This window comes from Arthrobacter sp. ZGTC131, from assembly GCF_002929275.1.
Taxonomy (GTDB): Bacteria; Actinomycetota; Actinomycetes; order Actinomycetales; family Micrococcaceae; genus Arthrobacter.
The window spans coordinates 112,362-127,926 of the sequence record NZ_PJIK01000002.1 but is presented as its reverse complement, the minus strand read 5'-3'; the positions used below and the strand labels follow the sequence as shown (position 1 = coordinate 127,926).

The 15,565-nt window shown below is 67.2% G+C and carries 12 protein-coding genes; 7 read left to right on the top strand and 5 right to left on the bottom strand.

Annotated features, from left to right (window positions below; translation table 11 throughout):
• Positions 1-15 precede the first annotated feature (15 nt).
• The 3 genes from CXQ90_RS03695 to CXQ90_RS22805 are packed head-to-tail and all read right to left on the bottom strand — an operon-like array spanning position 16 to position 5,634.
• Positions 16-1,704, bottom strand: coding sequence for a DUF5719 family protein (locus CXQ90_RS03695; protein ID WP_104137063.1), 1,689 nt, complete (start codon positions 1,702-1,704; stop codon positions 16-18).
• Positions 1,697-5,089: a glycosyltransferase gene (locus CXQ90_RS03690; protein ID WP_258064365.1), complete on the bottom strand. Its 3,393-nt coding sequence runs from the start codon at positions 5,087-5,089 to the stop codon at positions 1,697-1,699. Before CXQ90_RS03690 ends, CXQ90_RS03695 begins: the two co-directional genes overlap by 8 nt.
• Positions 5,089-5,634: a WhiB family transcriptional regulator gene (locus CXQ90_RS22805; protein ID WP_104137060.1), complete on the bottom strand. Its 546-nt coding sequence runs from the start codon at positions 5,632-5,634 to the stop codon at positions 5,089-5,091. The genes CXQ90_RS03690 and CXQ90_RS22805 overlap by 1 nt, the downstream gene beginning before the upstream one ends.
• A gap of 485 nt (positions 5,635-6,119) precedes the next feature.
• On the opposite strand from CXQ90_RS22805, the gene CXQ90_RS03680 reads away from it, so the two are divergent.
• Complete coding sequence (locus CXQ90_RS03680; protein WP_104137058.1) at positions 6,120-6,818, top strand: TIGR03089 family protein; 699 nt, start codon at positions 6,120-6,122, stop codon at positions 6,816-6,818.
• A 17-nt stretch (positions 6,819-6,835) separates the two neighbouring features.
• Here the strand turns inward: CXQ90_RS03680 and CXQ90_RS03675 are convergent, their stop codons facing one another.
• Positions 6,836-7,399 carry a GtrA family protein gene (locus tag CXQ90_RS03675; RefSeq protein WP_104137057.1) on the bottom strand — a complete coding sequence of 188 codons (564 nt, stop codon included), beginning with the start codon at positions 7,397-7,399 and terminating at the stop codon, positions 6,836-6,838.
• Between the two features lie 197 nt (positions 7,400-7,596).
• Between CXQ90_RS03675 and CXQ90_RS03670 the strand changes: the two genes are divergently transcribed.
• The 6 genes from CXQ90_RS03670 (at position 7,597) to CXQ90_RS03645 (ending at position 14,375) form a co-directional block, all read left to right on the top strand.
• Positions 7,597-8,793, top strand: coding sequence for a 5-(carboxyamino)imidazole ribonucleotide synthase (locus CXQ90_RS03670; protein ID WP_104137055.1), 1,197 nt, complete (start codon positions 7,597-7,599; stop codon positions 8,791-8,793).
• A complete protein-coding gene (gene purE / locus CXQ90_RS03665; protein ID WP_104137054.1) occupies positions 8,790-9,356 on the top strand; it encodes a 5-(carboxyamino)imidazole ribonucleotide mutase in 567 nt (188 codons plus the stop codon). Before CXQ90_RS03670 ends, purE begins: the two co-directional genes overlap by 4 nt.
• Before the next feature lie 9 nt (positions 9,357-9,365).
• The gene (locus CXQ90_RS03660; protein WP_104137053.1) at positions 9,366-11,009 is read left to right on the top strand and encodes an LCP family protein; all 1,644 of its coding nucleotides are present in this window, start codon (positions 9,366-9,368) and stop codon (positions 11,007-11,009) included.
• 34 nt (positions 11,010-11,043) lie between these two features.
• Positions 11,044-12,294, top strand: coding sequence for a mannose-6-phosphate isomerase, class I (gene manA / locus CXQ90_RS03655; protein ID WP_104137051.1), 1,251 nt, complete (start codon positions 11,044-11,046; stop codon positions 12,292-12,294).
• Between the two features lie 4 nt (positions 12,295-12,298).
• A complete protein-coding gene (locus tag CXQ90_RS03650; protein WP_104137050.1) occupies positions 12,299-13,276 on the top strand; it encodes a peptidoglycan bridge formation glycyltransferase FemA/FemB family protein in 978 nt (325 codons plus the stop codon).
• Between the two features lie 142 nt (positions 13,277-13,418).
• A complete protein-coding gene (locus tag CXQ90_RS03645; protein WP_104137049.1) occupies positions 13,419-14,375 on the top strand; it encodes an endonuclease domain-containing protein in 957 nt (318 codons plus the stop codon).
• 108 nt (positions 14,376-14,483) lie between these two features.
• On the opposite strand, the gene glpX is transcribed toward CXQ90_RS03645, so the two are convergent.
• Positions 14,484-15,503 carry a class II fructose-bisphosphatase gene (gene glpX / locus CXQ90_RS03640; protein ID WP_181038411.1) on the bottom strand — a complete coding sequence of 340 codons (1,020 nt, stop codon included), beginning with the start codon at positions 15,501-15,503 and terminating at the stop codon, positions 14,484-14,486.
• Positions 15,504-15,565 lie beyond the last annotated feature (62 nt).

Here is a 15,565-nt window from a genome sequence, read left to right as displayed (position 1 = left end):
GCCCGCGGCCCCGCTCTACTGACCCAGCGTCACCGGCACCTTTTCCTGTCCCTCGGCGCCCGGCGCAATGGCGACGGTGGAGACGTCACTGCGGCCCTCCCGTTCAAGGAGCACAGTGCCGTAGGCCGCGCCGCCGGAGGCGGACACCAGATAGGCGACGACCGGCGACTTCCCGATTTCCGCCGGCACCTTCAGGGACGTTGTGGTGCCCCCGGCGATGTTCGCGCTGGCGGCCGGGCGGAGCTTCCCGTCGGCCGTGATGGGAGTGTAGGAAATGGTGGCCCGGTCATCCAGCGCCCCGAAGACGATCATTCGTTCGCCGCCCTGCGGAACCGGCACGACGTGCTGGCTGCCGAGCTGGGCAGTGGACGGCGCCCAGCCGAAGTCCGAACTTTGACTGGCCTTCAGGCCGCGGCTCACGCGGGCGCCGGCCACGATCGTCACATCCGACGTCGCTGACACCGTGTACTGGCCGGCTGGAACGCCGGCCAGCGGAACCTCTGTGACCGTGCCGGCCTTGGCAGTGACGACACCCCCACCGGGCAGCGCCTTCTGCCCCGCGCTTCCGAACAGTTTGACCTCCACCACGGCATCGATCGGCCCCGGAACGGTGATCTGGAGGGAAGGTGCGGCGTCGAGGTAGCCGGGCGCGGCGATGAGTGCTGCCACGTCCTCCGGGTCCTGGATGTCGATTCCGGTCATGACCTGCCGGGGCGCGGGGGCGGTCCCCGGAGCAATGAAATCGACGCCGCCCGGTGTCAGCCCGCGCAACACGCTCTGCTGGATGAAGGCACTCACCGGCCCTCCCGTGCTGCGGGCATGGACGCTTAGCCGCTCTTCACCGGGGGCCAGGCCTGCCAGCACAATGGACCGTGTGGATTTTGGGGCAACCAGCAGCCCCCTGCTGCCGGGGGCCTGGATCTGGCCATTCTTGCCGTAAAGCTCCAGGTTCACCGTGGCGGGCGTGGTTGAGGCGTTGGTCAGGTGCAGGACGCTGCTGCGGCCCACTGCCGTGTTGGCTCCCGTGAGCCAAAGGTCATTCGAGGGCGCCTGGCAGGCGGCGGCGGCCAGGCCTTGAAGATCCCCGTCCGTTGCCGTGTAGCTCATGACGGCGGCTGCGGCCGGCTGCCGGTTGCCCAGCGCGTCGGCACTAAGGACGCTGACGTCCTTCACGCTGCGCTGGGCGATGATCCCGGCAAGCTGGCTGGAAACGCCGGCGGGTGCCGTTGCGGCGCCGGGAACGTCGGCGATGCGCAGCAGCTCCGAGCCGCCTAGTGCGGACAGCCTGCTGCCCGGCAGCGATCCGCCGGCCGCGCTGACGACGGCCGCCGACACCGAAGTGCTGGCCGTGGCCGATTCCGGGCTGAACTGCGGGTCCGTCCCCACCGGCGTTCCTTCGAGCAATTTCGCCGGGCCGGGGCACACGCCCTGGCTGCTTCCTGCGGGGACTGAGGCCAGCGGGATCTCGAGCTGCCGGTCAGGCGAGGGCTGCGGAGCGAGGGAGGCAGCTCCCACCAGCCCTCCCCCGGCGGCCAGGATCGCCGCCGCCGACAGCAGGCCGGTAACCATGCCGCGGCGGTCGGGGCGCCTGCCCGTTTTCGCAGGCTTCGCCCGTTCCTCGTTCCGAATGGCGGTCCCTGCGCGGAACTCGGGTGCGGGCGAAGGCGCCGCCGGCGTCCCGCCGTCGTTCTCTTCCTTATGCATTCTGGTATTCCTTACGCAGGGAGCCTTCGTCCCTGGACAGGCCGGTATTAGGGCGGCGTGCCGGCATGGGCAGCGCCAGCAGGATTGTCAGGCCGATCACCGCGGCCTGGATGATTCCCGCCCACGGCACCCAAGGGCTCTCGTAGCGGACGGTGACCTGCCCCGCCTGCGTGGGCAGCGTGAATGCCTGGGACCAGCCGGAGGTGGTGGACGTGAGCTTACGGCCGTCGAGCCAGGCGGTCCAGCCCGGATCCGCGCGCTCTGCGAGCACCAGGAGACGGCCTTCGGGACCCTTGGGAACGGCCGCTTCGACGTCGGTCAGACCCGATGGAAGGAGGTTGGTCGTGGTTCCCTTGCTGTCAGTGATGCGCACGCGGTGGGCAACATCGGCGGGCTGCAGGACGGCCTGGTTCAGCGGGCTGACTCGCCACAGCCAGCCTGAGTCCGTTTGGCCGACCGCCACGAGTCCGGGAACCGCGTCCATGCGGCTCGCCGTCAGCTGGGCCGCGGTGTCTGACGCGCGGAGCACCACGAAACCGGCCCCGAGCTTCTCGAGTTCGGGCCGGGGATCGACGCCCTGGCCGGCGACGAGCGTGGCCACGGTGGTGCGAAGCGCTGCCGTAACTTCGTCGTCCTCGCGGACGGATTCACGGCCGGGATCTCCCCGGATGTCGCGGGCCGCTGCGATGGCGGAAAGGCCGTCAAGGGTTGTGCCGGCACCACGCATCAGCGAGGCATCGAACGTGCCGTCCTCACCGGTGCCGATCAGCAGGGTGCGCGACTGCTCCGGACCCTCGCCACGGTCTATTGCCGTGGCGGGCAGGCTTCGCGGATTCGTGGCAGCGACCAGCCGCGGAGTTCCGAGGGCAGGCGTGTCGGCAGCGGCCCGTGCAGCGGCGGCAGGCTGGAGCACGTTTTGGGCCGCCCAGGAGGCGAGCCCCGCCACCGGACCAGCCAGGAGGAGCGCCGTGGCCAGCGCCGCAGTGGAACGGATCAGGACGGCGCGCCTGCCGTGCCGTTCAGTATCAGGTGACTTCGCGACTGAAGCGCCGGCGTCGGCGTCAGCGAGGGAAAGCAGTCCGTCTCCGCCGATGAGTGCCGCGCCGAGCAGCGCGAACACGGCGGCGGAGACCGCCGGCCCGGCGAACGGCGTCACCAGCGCCTGCGCAGTGGTTCCCGTGGCGACGTGCGCGGCCAGCCAGCCGCCGGCCAGCGCTGCGATCGCGCTCACCCACAGGGCGCGGGCAACCCGGGCGCGCCGTGCGGGAATCAACAGCGCGGCCACCGCCAGTGCGAGCACCGGCACACCGATCAGGAGCGCCAGCACCAGTGCCCACGGCACGGGACCGCCGGCGAAAAGTGCCAGGCCAGAGAGCCCGCCGAATGAATCGAAGCTGAGCGGCTGGCCCAGAACCTGCTGCCAGAGCGGAGCGGCGTCGAAGTCCAGTGGCAGTCCTGGATCCGCGAGAAGAGCCCTGGGGCGGTCCAGCGTGGACAGGGCGAACGGCACGAACAGCGCGGCGCTCGGCAGCAGGGCCCACCACAGGGTGCGTCCCCTGCTCCGCAGCAGGAGGGAAAAAAGGACTACGACGACGGCGGCGGGTACCAGCAGCGACGGGGCGGCGGCCGTGATCACGGCCAACGCGAGCCCTGCCGCCGCTGCTGCCGTCCATGACGGTGTTCCGTTGACGCCGGGCTTTACCGGCAGCCCGGCGTCAACGGAACGATGCCGTTCGCCACGGGCGGGCACGGCGAAGCGGCCGCGTCCGATTGCCGAGCCCGTGGCGCGCAGCAGCGCGAGCACGAGGAGCGGCATCATGACGTGTGCCACCAGGGCCCCCACGCGCCCTTGGTTTACGGCGATCTGCAAGGCGGGCGCACCTGCCCACACCACGGCTGCGGCGAACCGGAGCCGGCGGAGAGAAGTCACGGCGCCTGAGGCGAACCAGGCGGCCAGGCCGGCCAGCGGCATGGCAAGCAGGAGCAGCCAAATCAGGGCGCCGTTCGCGTTGCCGCCGCCCAGCACGCCCAAAATCCAGAGGACGTAGCCGAAGGGATCGCCGTGGCCCGGCAACCCGGCGCCGAGCCCGATCCACCAGCTGGAGGCATGATGCCAGATGTCGTCAAGTCTCGCGGAAGCCGGCAGGAGTGCGCCTCCGGCGGCGGCGTCCGCCCGGAAGAGGGCAGCCAAGCCGGCGAAGGAAGCCACCGCCGAAATAATCACGGCGGCGATGGCGCCGTTGCCCACCCAGCCGCGTTCGCTGGTGGTGAGCGCAGCGAAATCGTTCGTGGAGTCGCCGCTGGGCTGGTCCGCCAGCGAATCGGTTTCGCCGTCACCGGCCTCTGCATCGTCCGCGCCCAGGGATTCCATGAGGGAACGCCGGTGGCCCCACACTTCACGCCGCTCGGTCTGCAGTGCGTTGACCACGGAGCGCCGCACGCGGCGGGTGCGGGCGGCACTCCGCCGCCCGCGGAAAACCGCCGCGGGCCTGCCAAGGGCAGCCAGTGTGGCCAAAAGCTGGGAGAAACCGTGCCCCGGATCCTTCACGGCGATGCTGAAAACCAGTTTGAAGATGCTCCCCAGCAGCGCTCCCGCGGCATGCAGGGGCACTGCCCACAGCGGTGCATGCTTCAGCCGGAGGTGGACCTGGGCCCGGCGCGCGGCCGTGGCGGTGCCAAGTGCATGCGGCCGGTGTGCGACGTGGAACATTCTGGCGCTGGGCACCACTACCACGCGGTGCCCGGCCAGCCGGTTCCGCCAGCAGAAGTCGACGTCGTCTCCGGTGCCGGGGAGTGCCGGATCAAATCCCTTGAGGTGCTCCCAGACGTCGCGCCTGACCAGCATTCCTGCGGAGTTGACGGCGAAGGTGTCGGAGCGGCCGTCATACTGGCCCTGGTCGAGCTCGTCGGCCTCGATCAGGGTAAGCCGCTCGGCCCAGCGGCTCGTGGAAAGTCCGACGTCGATGAGCCGCCGCTTGACGTCCCAGTCCAGCTGCTTGCAGCCCGCCACAGTCACCGACGGCGCCCGCTCCACAGCCTGCAGCAGCTCCGCCAGCGCTTCCGGGGCGGGGGCTGCATCATCGTGGAGGAGCCAGATCCACTCGGAGGCCGACTCCTGGGCGTTCGGATTCCACGGGGCCAGGGCGGCAAGTCCGGCGGTTACGGCCGCGCCCATCCCTGATTTACCTCCGCTGACGCGGGTGACGCTGGCTCTGCCGAGCGCATCCTCGAGGAGGGCAGCCGAATTGTCCTGTGAACCTGTATCCACCCCGATCGCCATGTCCGCCGGCCGGGTCTGGCCCGCCAATGCCGCGAGTGTCCTGGGGAGATAGTCACTGCCGTTATGGGCAACCACAACGGCAGTGACGTGTACTTCTTGAAGAATTAGACTGCTCGCTTCCTCAGCCGACGGCGCTCACGTTCGGAGAGGCCTCCCCAAATACCGAAACGCTCATCGTTCGCCAAAGCATACTCAAGGCACTGCGACCGTACGTTGCACGCTCCGCAGACCTTCTTGGCGTCCCGCGTGGAGCCTCCCTTCTCGGGGAAAAATGCTTCGGGATCAGTCTGCGCGCACAAAGCGTCAGTCTGCCAGCCGAGCTCGCCTTCGTCGTCGAAGTCCTGCTCCCGCGGCAACCCGATCCACACCGGCTGGGCCAGCGTGCCCGCACCCGGGATTCGCAGTTCCATCGGCGGGTCAATAACGTCTTCGTCCAGCTCCGGCTGGCCGCCCACCAGCGCTTCGTGTTCTGCCAGGAAAGCGGTGGCCTGGTCCTGCAATGACGCAGACGTGTCCAGGTTGTACCGCTCGGCGGCATCCGGATCGGCCGGATCTACATACCAGTCACTCGGCACGCCGCGCGAGCGGTATTTTGCCGTGGCCTGGCCGGCCACAACGGCTTCTTCATGGATACGCTCAGCTTGCCCCATGGCGTCCCCTCCCCGAGTAGTGCAGCCTTTTGCCCGGACACTCGGGACACTAGGTTTGTGTGTCCGAGACTTCGCGGTGGCTTTGATTACTAATTACACGCGTGTAAGTAGGGGGAGTCAAGCCGTCGCCGGAATAATAATCAATGCCGGCGCTGATTGCCGGCCGCGCCACGCCCGGGAATTTTTTCCCGAAGCGATTTAGACGCAGTACAAATTTGACAGCAAGCTTAGTGTTTGCTTGGATTGCACCGCAAATCCGCGGAAACGGCAGGAATACGGCACATTAACGCAAATGACGTTAGAAAAACGGTGTGGCGGAGATCACTGCCTCTCGGGTGTGCGATCCCACAGCCCCCAGCCGGCCGGCTCGCCGGGCGGGACCTACCGTAGCCGTCAGAAATGAGGGTGCACGCCTCCGCACCCGCACCGCCTTTGGCGGCCCGGCTCCCGGTAGACACCAATGCCGTGCGTGGCAAGATGTAGCCATGAATATCCCGGCCATTGATCTGATGACGGCCCTGCGCTCGGGCCACTCCACGTCGCCCCGCCTCACCTGGTATGGGCCCGACTCGGAACGCGTGGAGCTGTCCGGCCGGGTTCTGGACAATTGGGTGGCGAAGACTAGCAACCTTCTTCAGGATGAACTCGACGCCGGTCCCGGAACGCGGCTCCGGCTTGATCTTCCGGCGCACTGGAAATCCATCATTTGGGCCCTAGCGGCGTGGCAGCTCGGCATGGAGGTGATCCTGGACGGGGACGGCGCGGACCTGCTGGCGACGTCCCAGCCAACGCAGGCCGGGGGCGGATTCGACGCCGTCATTGCGGTGCCGCTGCCGGCCCTTGCCATGCGGTGGCCGGGTGAACTGCCCGCCGGCGTCATCGACTACGCGGCCGAGGTGCGCTCGCACGGCGACGTGTTCATGGCCCACAGCGATCCGGATCCTGGTCAGTCGGCCGTCCGACGCTCCGGCGGGACAGCAGTGCGCCATGCGGAACTGCTGGACGGATTCGCAGCCGGGCACGACGGCGGCACCCGGCTTCTGGTCAAGGCGGACGACGGGCTTGAGGCGGCGCTGGCCGACGCGCTCGGTGTGTGGAAGAACGACGGGTCGGTGGTGCTGGTTCACGGCGACGTGGAGCTCACGGACAAACTGCTCGCGGCGGAACGCGTCCACGGCGGCTGACACCCGCCGCGGCCGCTTCACTCCTGGCGGGCGCGAACTTCCGGATCCTCCGGCGCAGGCTGCGCCTCGCGGCCGGCCGGCCTGGCGACGTGGTGGTGCTCGATGAGTTCGTGGTCGTGCGAAAATTCCGGCTCCTGGTCCAGTTCCTGGTTGAACACGAGGAACCGGTACGCGAAGAAGCGGACAACTGTAGCCACCAGAATGCCCACGATGCCGGCGGCGAAGAGCATGTTCTTGTCCGTCACGCCCATCGAGTACTTGGCCAGGGCGGTAAAGCCGGTGGAGATGCCAATTCCGATGCCATTGATCAGGACGAACATCAGGAACTCACGCAGAATGTTGGCCTGCCGGCGGTGGCGGAAGGTCCAGAGGCGGTTGGCGATCCAGGAAAACACGGTGGCCACGGTGGCTCCCACGAACCGGGCCTTTGCCTCGCTGTCCGTCATGGGTCCATGCATCAGGTAGTAGGTCAGTCCGTTGTCAATGACGAACGCCACACCGCCCACGGCACCGAACTTCGCCACCTCGCGCCAAAACAGCGAGGCGAGTCCCCGGATGCGCTCTGCAAGTGTGTTAGTCATGACCCTCCGTGGCCGTCTGAATACTGGGGGCCGTTGGGCCAAGCTCCCATTTTAGCCCGGTTTGCCGTGAGTAGCCTCAAAGGGGGCGCCCTCTTGGGTGCCCCCGCGGCTGCCGGCAGCCCGGATATTGGGCGATTTAGGGAGCTTGGCCGCCGCGGAAGCCGGTAACGGCCATCCTTTTCTGTAGGCTGGCATATGTGACTTTTCCAGTAATCGGCGTGGTTGGCGGCGGCCAGCTTGCGCGCATGATGGCCCCAGCCGCCACCGCATTGGGCTTCGAGCTCCGCGTTCTCGCTGAAGGCGACGACGTTTCCGCAGTCTCAGCCGTGGCGAACGCACCCGTGGGCGACTACAGGGATCTCGACGCACTCTTGGAGTTCTCCAAGGGCCTGGACGTGATGACCTTTGACCACGAACATGTTCCCGGCGAGCACCTCTACGCCCTGATCGAGGCCGGAGTCAACGTCCAGCCGGGGCCCGACGCACTCATTAACGCCCAGGACAAGCTCGTCATGCGTGCCGCCATCGACAGCCTTGAGCTCCCCAACCCTGCATGGGCCCCGGTGGACAACGTTGCCGGACTCATTGCCTTCGGCGACAAGACCGGCTGGCCCGTGGTGCTCAAAATGCCGCGCGGCGGCTACGACGGCAAGGGCGTCCGCATAGTCGGCTCCGCCGAGGACGCCGCAGCCACCGCGGACTGGTTTGACGCCATGAGCCCGCTCCTCGCCGAAGCCAAGGTGGAGTTCAGCCGTGAGCTGTCCGCCCTCGTGGCACGCACCCCGGATGGCGCCTCCCGGGCCTGGCCTGTGGTCCACACCATCCAGGTCGACGGCGTGTGCGATGAAGTGATTGCTCCCGCCCAGGACATCCCCCTCGAGGTGGCCGCGGCCGCCGAAGAGGCGGCCCTGCGGATCGCCAGCGAACTCGGTGTCACCGGAGTCATGGCTGTCGAGCTCTTCGAAACGCCCGGAAAGGGGGCGGGCTTCCTCATCAACGAACTGGCGATGCGCCCGCACAACACGGGGCACTGGACCCAGGACGGCTCCGTAACGAGCCAGTTCGAGCAGCATCTCCGGGCGGTCCTCAACCTGCCGCTGGGCGCCACGGACGTTCTCGGCCAGGTGGTTGTCATGAAGAACTTCCTGGGCGGCGACAACCAGGATCTGTTCTCCGCCTATCCGGTGGCGCTGGCGGCTGAACCCGCCGCGAAAGTCCACTGTTACGGGAAATCCGTGCGGCCAGGCAGGAAGATAGGTCACGTGAACCTCGTGGGCGCATCCGTTGCGGATGTCGGATCGCTGCGGGAACGCGCCACCGCCGTGGCCAGCATCATCCGGGACGGCAGGCTGCCTACCGGTCCTGGAGCCGCAACAACCGAGGAGAACGCATGAGCCCCGAAACACCCGCGGCCCCACTGGTCGGCCTCGTCATGGGGTCCGACTCGGACTGGCCCGTCATGGAGGCCGCTGCGGACGCCCTGGCAGAGTTCGGCATCCCGTTCGAGGCCGACGTTGTCTCGGCCCACCGCATGCCCACCGAGATGATCAAGTACGGACAGTCGGCCCATGAGCGCGGCCTGCGCGTGATCATCGCCGGCGCCGGCGGCGCCGCCCACCTGCCCGGCATGCTAGCTTCCGTCACGCCGTTGCCCGTCATCGGCGTGCCTGTCCCGCTCAAGACCCTCGACGGCATGGATTCGCTCCTCTCCATCGTGCAGATGCCGGCCGGAGTCCCTGTGGCCACGGTTTCCATTGCCGGGGCCCGGAACGCAGGCCTGCTGGCGGTGCGGATGCTGGCCGCGGGCACCGATGACCTCGCCGTGCGCCTCAGGGGCGAACTCCTGGACTTTGCGCAGGAACTGAACGACGTGGCCAGCCGGAAAGGCGCAAACCTCCGGCAGAAAGTCACTGAAGTCTTCTCCGACAACAACGTCGGTATCCGGGGTAGCCGTTAGGGATCCGTCATGTCCAACACCGAAGTGCCATCCAAGGGCCTGCTGACCGACCCGGTCCGGAATCCGGCGAGCGCGCCGGAGCCCGTCCGCACGAAGCGCGCCTTCCTGCTGATCCTTCTGACGCTTTTCGTGCCGGGAAGCGCCCAGATCGTGGCCGGAGACCGCAGGCTTGGCCGCATTGCGCTGCGCATCACGCTCAGCGTCTGGGTGCTGGTGATCCTTGCCCTGGTGTTGCTGTTCACCAACCGGACCCTGCTCATCAGCGTCGTCACCAACCAGACCGCCTCGCTGCTCATCGTCCTCATCCTCGCCGCCCTGGCCGTCGGCTGGCTGGTGCTGTTCGTCAATACCCTGCGGCTGATCCGGCCGGTGCTGCTGGCACCCCGCATGCGGCCCGCAGTCGGCATCGCACTGGCCCTCGCGATGGTGCTCAGCAGCGGCTCGCTCGGCTACGCGGCCTATCTGCTCAACGTGAGCCGCAATGCTATCGGCAGCATTTTCAATGCCAACGGTCCGGCGATCGACCCTGTGGACGGCCGGTATAACTTCCTGATGATGGGCGGCGATGCCGGAGCCGACCGCACCGGCCGGCGACCGGACAGCCTCTCCGTCCTCAGCGTGGACGCCGAGAGCGGCAAGACAGCGATTATCTCGATCCCCCGCAACCTGCAGAACGCACGGTTCAGCGAGGGCTCGCCCATGCTGCAGGTGTATCCCGACGGCTACGACTGTGGCAATGACTGCCTCATCAACGCCATCAACACCGAGGTCACTAACGAACACAAGGACCTCTACCCCGGTGTGGCCGATCCCGGCGCGCAGGCGACGCTGGAAGCCGTGTCCGGAACCCTGGGGATCACCGTCCAGGCCTACGTCCTGGTGGACATGGACGGCTTCGCGAAACTCATCGACGCCATGGGCGGAATCCGGATCAAGGCCGGCGGCTGGGTGCCCATCAGCGGCGACATGATCGACGAGGCCAACGGCATCCACGGCATGCCCCTCGGATGGATCCCCGCCGGCGAACAGAAGCTGGATGGCTACCATGCACTCTGGTACGGACGTTCCCGGGAATTCGTGGACGACTACGCACGGATCCAGCGGCAGCAGTGCGTCCAGCAGGCCATGCTGAGGCAGCTGGACCCGGCGACCCTCCTCTCGAAGTTCGAGGACATCGCCAACGCCGGCACCAAGGTGGTGGACTCCAACATCTCGGCCAGCCAGCTGGGAAGCTTCGTCGACTTGGCCATGAAGGCCAAGGGCAAAGACATCGGCCGGCTCACCATCGGGCCTCCGGACTTCGATGTGTCGTTCTCCACAGTGCCCGACTTCGACGTCATCCACGAACGGGTACGCAAACTCCTCGAGTCCCAGAGTTCCACCTCGTCACCGGCCGCCGCCGGTCCTGACGACTCCGTCCTCGAGCCCCGGAGCGCAGGCGGCGGCGGGCTGACGGCTGCCGGTCCCCCGCTGGGCGTACCGGCCACCACCCCCGCGCCGTCGCCGTCGTCGTCGTCGGACTTCACACCGGTGACCACGACACCGGCCGGTGAACCCATCACTGAAGAGATGCTGAACCAGCTCAAGCGCGAGGGAAACGAGCAGGCCATCCGCGATCTCGTGGCCACCAACGGCCAGTGCGCTCCCCTTTAAGTCACACCTGCTTTAAGAGAGAAGGACACCCGGCGTGTACGAAATCGACAATGTCCTCAGGCCGTACGCCTGGGGATCGACGACGGCGATCGCCGGACTGCTCGGCAGGCCTGAGTCGGGCGGCCCGGAAGCGGAGCTGTGGATCGGGGCGCACCCTGGCTCCCCGTCGGTGGCCACCCGCCCGGACGGCACAACTGCGCCGCTGAACGAGCTGATCACCGAGGATCCGGAGCATTTCCTGGGCGAGGCCTCGGTGGCGGAATTCGGCCCGCGCCTCCCTTTCCTTGCCAAGGTCCTCGCCGCAGCCAAACCGCTCTCGCTCCAGGTCCATCCCAGCATTGAGCAGGCCAGGACCGGCTTTGCCCGCGAGAACGCCGACGGCATCCCCGCCGGCGCCCCGCACCGCAACTACCGCGACGACAACCACAAGCCGGAAATGATCTTCGCGCTCACCCCGTTCGATGCATTGTGCGGTTTCCGTGAACCGGCGAAGTCACGGGATGTCTTCCTTCACCTGGCGGGCTGCCTGGAGCTCTCCGGCTCCGGCGTGCCGGAGGTCCTTACCCAGGTGATCGACGATCTTTCCCTGCCGGCGGAGGACGCCGCCCTGCGGACAGCTTTCCAGCGGCTGATCGCGGGCGGAGAGGGCGTCCGCGAGGCGACATCGAGGGTTGTTGAGGCGCTGACGTCCGGCGCGCCGATGGCCCCGCACCAGCCGGAGCTGTCCACCGTGCTCAGCCTCAACAGCGAGTACCCCGGGGATCCGGGCGTGCTCATTTCGCTGCTGCTGAACCGGCTCTCGCTGGAGCCCGGCGAAGCCGTCTATCTCCCCGCCGGCAACGTGCACGCGTACCTGCACGGCCTCGGCGTCGAGGTCATGGCCTCCTCGGACAACGTGCTCAGGGGCGGCCTGACGCCGAAGTTCGTCGACGTTCCCGAGCTGCTGAACACCATTGCCTTCGAATCGGTGGGCGTCCCCATGCTCCGGGCGGAGGTCTCGGACCTCGGCCAGGAGCTGTACCGGCCGCCCTTCCGCGAATTCCAGCTCCAGCGGATCGAGCTGCTGCCGGATGCCGCCCCCGTGCCGCTCGCGCAGGCGGGCGCGGCGGTGATCATCGTGGTTGAGGGGTCGGTCTACCTTGATTCGCCCAAGGGTGACCTTCAGCTGGGCCGCGGCGGAAGCGCCTTCCTGCCTGCCGCTGACGCCCCCGTGAATGTCCACCCTGTCTCCGGTTCCGGAGAAACGGCCGTGGCCTTCGCCGTGACCACCTCGATGAAGGCCTGAGCCGGTGGAATACTTCCTGCAGACCCAGGCATGGGCTGATTTCCTGAAGTCGCTGGGCCGGACGGTTCACCGGGACTCCGGCCCGGGGTGGAGCTTCCTCGCGGTCGAGGAAAAGAACCCGGCGGGCAAGGTGTTGTACGCGCCGTACGGTCCCGTGGCCGAGTCCGTCGATGCGTTCGATGCCGCGCTGGCAGCCCTTCGGGAAGTGGCGAAGTCCTGTGGCGCCGTCTTCATCCGCATCGAGCCGGCAGCGGCAGGGCTGGACCCTTCCAAGGCGGCGGAGGAGCTGCGGAGCCGCGGCCTGCAGCCCGCCCCGGTCAACCAGCAGCCGGAGCTCAGCTGGATTGTGGATCTCGACCGGGACTTCAAGGACGTCCTGGCCGACATGAAACCGGTCAACCGCAACCTGTACCGGAATATCCACAAGAAGGGCGTCACCTTCCGCTCGTCGCAGGATCCGGAGGACATCCGCGTCCTCCTGAACTTCCTGCATATGACGGCCAGGCGCAACGGCTTCAAGCCGCAGAGTGACGAGTACCTGAGCCAGGTTGCCGCCGCCATGATGCCCGCCGGCGCGGCCACGCTGTTCATCGCCGAGCTCCACGGCGGGCCCATCGCCGCTGCCCTGGCCTACGACTCCGCGGACACCCGGACCTACGCCCACGCCGCCATGGACGACACGCACCGGAAGCTCAGTGCCGGCATTCCGCTGCTGGTGACGCTGATGGCTGATGCCCGGGACAAAGGCCTCAAGCATGTGGACCTCTGGGGCGTGGCGCCCGCCGACCAGCCCGATCACAAGTGGGCGGGCTTCACGGCGTTCAAGAAGTCCTTCGGCGGCCGCGAAATCGCCTACCCCGGAACGTGGGACCTGCCGGTGAATAAGCCCCGCTACGCGGCGTACCAGGTGGCCCGCAAACTCCGCGACGCCCTGCGCTCGGCCCTCAAACGCCCCACTTCCTCAGCGCGAACGAACACTTAAGCCCCACCCCCCGAGCGCGAACGAACACTTAAGCCCCCCGTCTGCCATGTGAAAAGGGCCCCAAGTGTCCGTTCGCGCTATCCGGAGGGATCTGACCTGTGGATAACATCCTGGGAGCCTTTCAGTCCATTCACACTGAATCATGGCCCGAAAAACCCTCCCGGAAGAATGCCTCGCTGGATCCTTCACCTCCGCTGCCGCGGCATCCGCCGGGATGTCCCGCAAGCGGCAGCGGCAGTCTGACATCGCCATTCCCTCGCGTGGCATCCGGATCCCCCTGGCTGACAGCGCCAACGCGCCTGCGAACCTGCACGCCTACACGGCACTGGATGACGCGTCGGTCCTGACCCATCACTCCGGAGCACGAATCTGGTCCGCCAGCCTGCCGGCCTGGATGCAGGAGGACTGGAGAATTCACATCGCGCGCGACCGGAACTCCAGCAAGCCCAGGCGCCGCAATGTCGTGGGACACCGTATGACCTTCAAACCAGGTGAGGTTGTAATGCACGACGGCGTTCGGGTCACCTCGCCCGCCAGAACGTGGCTGGATCTCGCGAGTCTGCTCACTATCGACGAACTGATCTCCGCCGGTGACTCCATCGTCGCGGCACACGGTCCGGACTTCCCGCGGCCGAAGACTCCGCTGGCCACAATCGAGGACCTGCGGCGAATGGTGGCGGCCCATCCGGGCATGCGCGGCATGAAAACAGCGCGGCTTGCCCTCTCAGAGATCCGCGTCGGCTCCGATTCACCTCAGGAAACGAAAATGCGCCTCTTGCTTTCCCGCACAAGAGTCGGCGAGCCAGTTCTGAACCACGTGATCCTGACCAGCTGGGGACAGCCTGCCGTGTGGCCTGACGCCGCTTATCTCGAGCATCGGCTGGCACTCCAGTACGACGGCGCCCACCACTCGGATCCGCACCAGCGCCAGCTGGACAGCAAGCGGAGGGCCGTCACCCAGCGACTGGGCTGGACTGAAGTCCGGGTATTCAAGGACGACCTTGAAGGCGACAAGCCCTTCGTCATCGAGAAAGTCAAGGCGGTACTTCAGGCACGGCAGCGGCGGCTAGACGTTGCGGCTGCAGAGTCCATCGGTTAACTGAAGAGCGCGAACGAACATTTGTGGCCCCGCATCGGGCGGGATGAGGGGCCACAAGTGTTCGTTCGCGCTCGGCTCCGGCGCTGGGCGCCGGTGAAGAGGGTGGGGCTAGCGGCGGGCGTAGCCTTCCCACTTGCTGGCCTGGTGCTCGCCGTCCACGAACCGGATGGTGCCGGACTTGGAGCGCATGACGATGGACTGGGTCAGCACCTTGTCCTTGTCGTAGCGCACACCCTTGAGGAGGTCGCCGTCGGTGATGCCGGTTGCGGCGAAGTAGCAGTTGTCGCTCTTGACGAGGTCGTTCGTGGAGAGGACCCGCTCGAGGTCGTGGCCTGCATCGATGGCCTTCTGCTTCTCGTCGTCGCTCGTGGGCCAGAGACGGCCCTGGATGACGCCGCCGAGGGACTTGATGGCGCATGCGGCGACGATGCCTTCGGGCGTTCCACCGATGCCCATCAGTGCGTCCACGCCAGTGCCGGCGCGGGCTGCCGCGATGGCTCCGGCGACGTCACCGTCCATGATGAACTTGGTGCGCGCTCCGGCCTCGCGGATTTCCTCCACCAGCGGGCGGTGGCGGTCACGGTCGAGGATCATCACGTTGAGCTGGTTCACCTTGACGCCCTTGGCCTTGGCGATCAGGTGCAGGTTCTGCTTGACGGGCAGGCGCAGGTCCACCATGTCGGCGGCCTCGGGACCGGTAACAAGCTTCTCCATGTAGAACACTGCCGAGGGGTCAAACATGGAACCGCGCTCGGCCACGGCCAGGACAGCCAGCGCGTTGTTGATGCCCAGGGCCGTCAGGCGGGTTCCGTCGATCGGGTCGACGGCGACGTCGCACTCGGGGCCGGTGCCGTCACCGACCTGCTCGCCGTTGAAGAGCATGGGGGCTTCGTCTTTTTCGCCTTCGCCGATGACCACAACGCCATTGAAGTGGACGGTTTGGAGGAATGAGCGCATGGCGTCGACGGCGGCGCCGTCGGCCTTGTTCTTGTCACCGAAGCCCACCCAGTGGCCGCCGGCAATCGCCGCTGCCTCGGTGACGCGGACAAGCTCAAGTGCAAGGTTGCGGTCCGGCTCGTCGATGCCGACGGCAAGCGATGGGGAAAGCGTGGAATACTTCTGGGTCATGGACGCTGGTGACACGTGAACCTCTTCTTCGAGTGGCGATCATTGGACCCGCAACGCCTGAT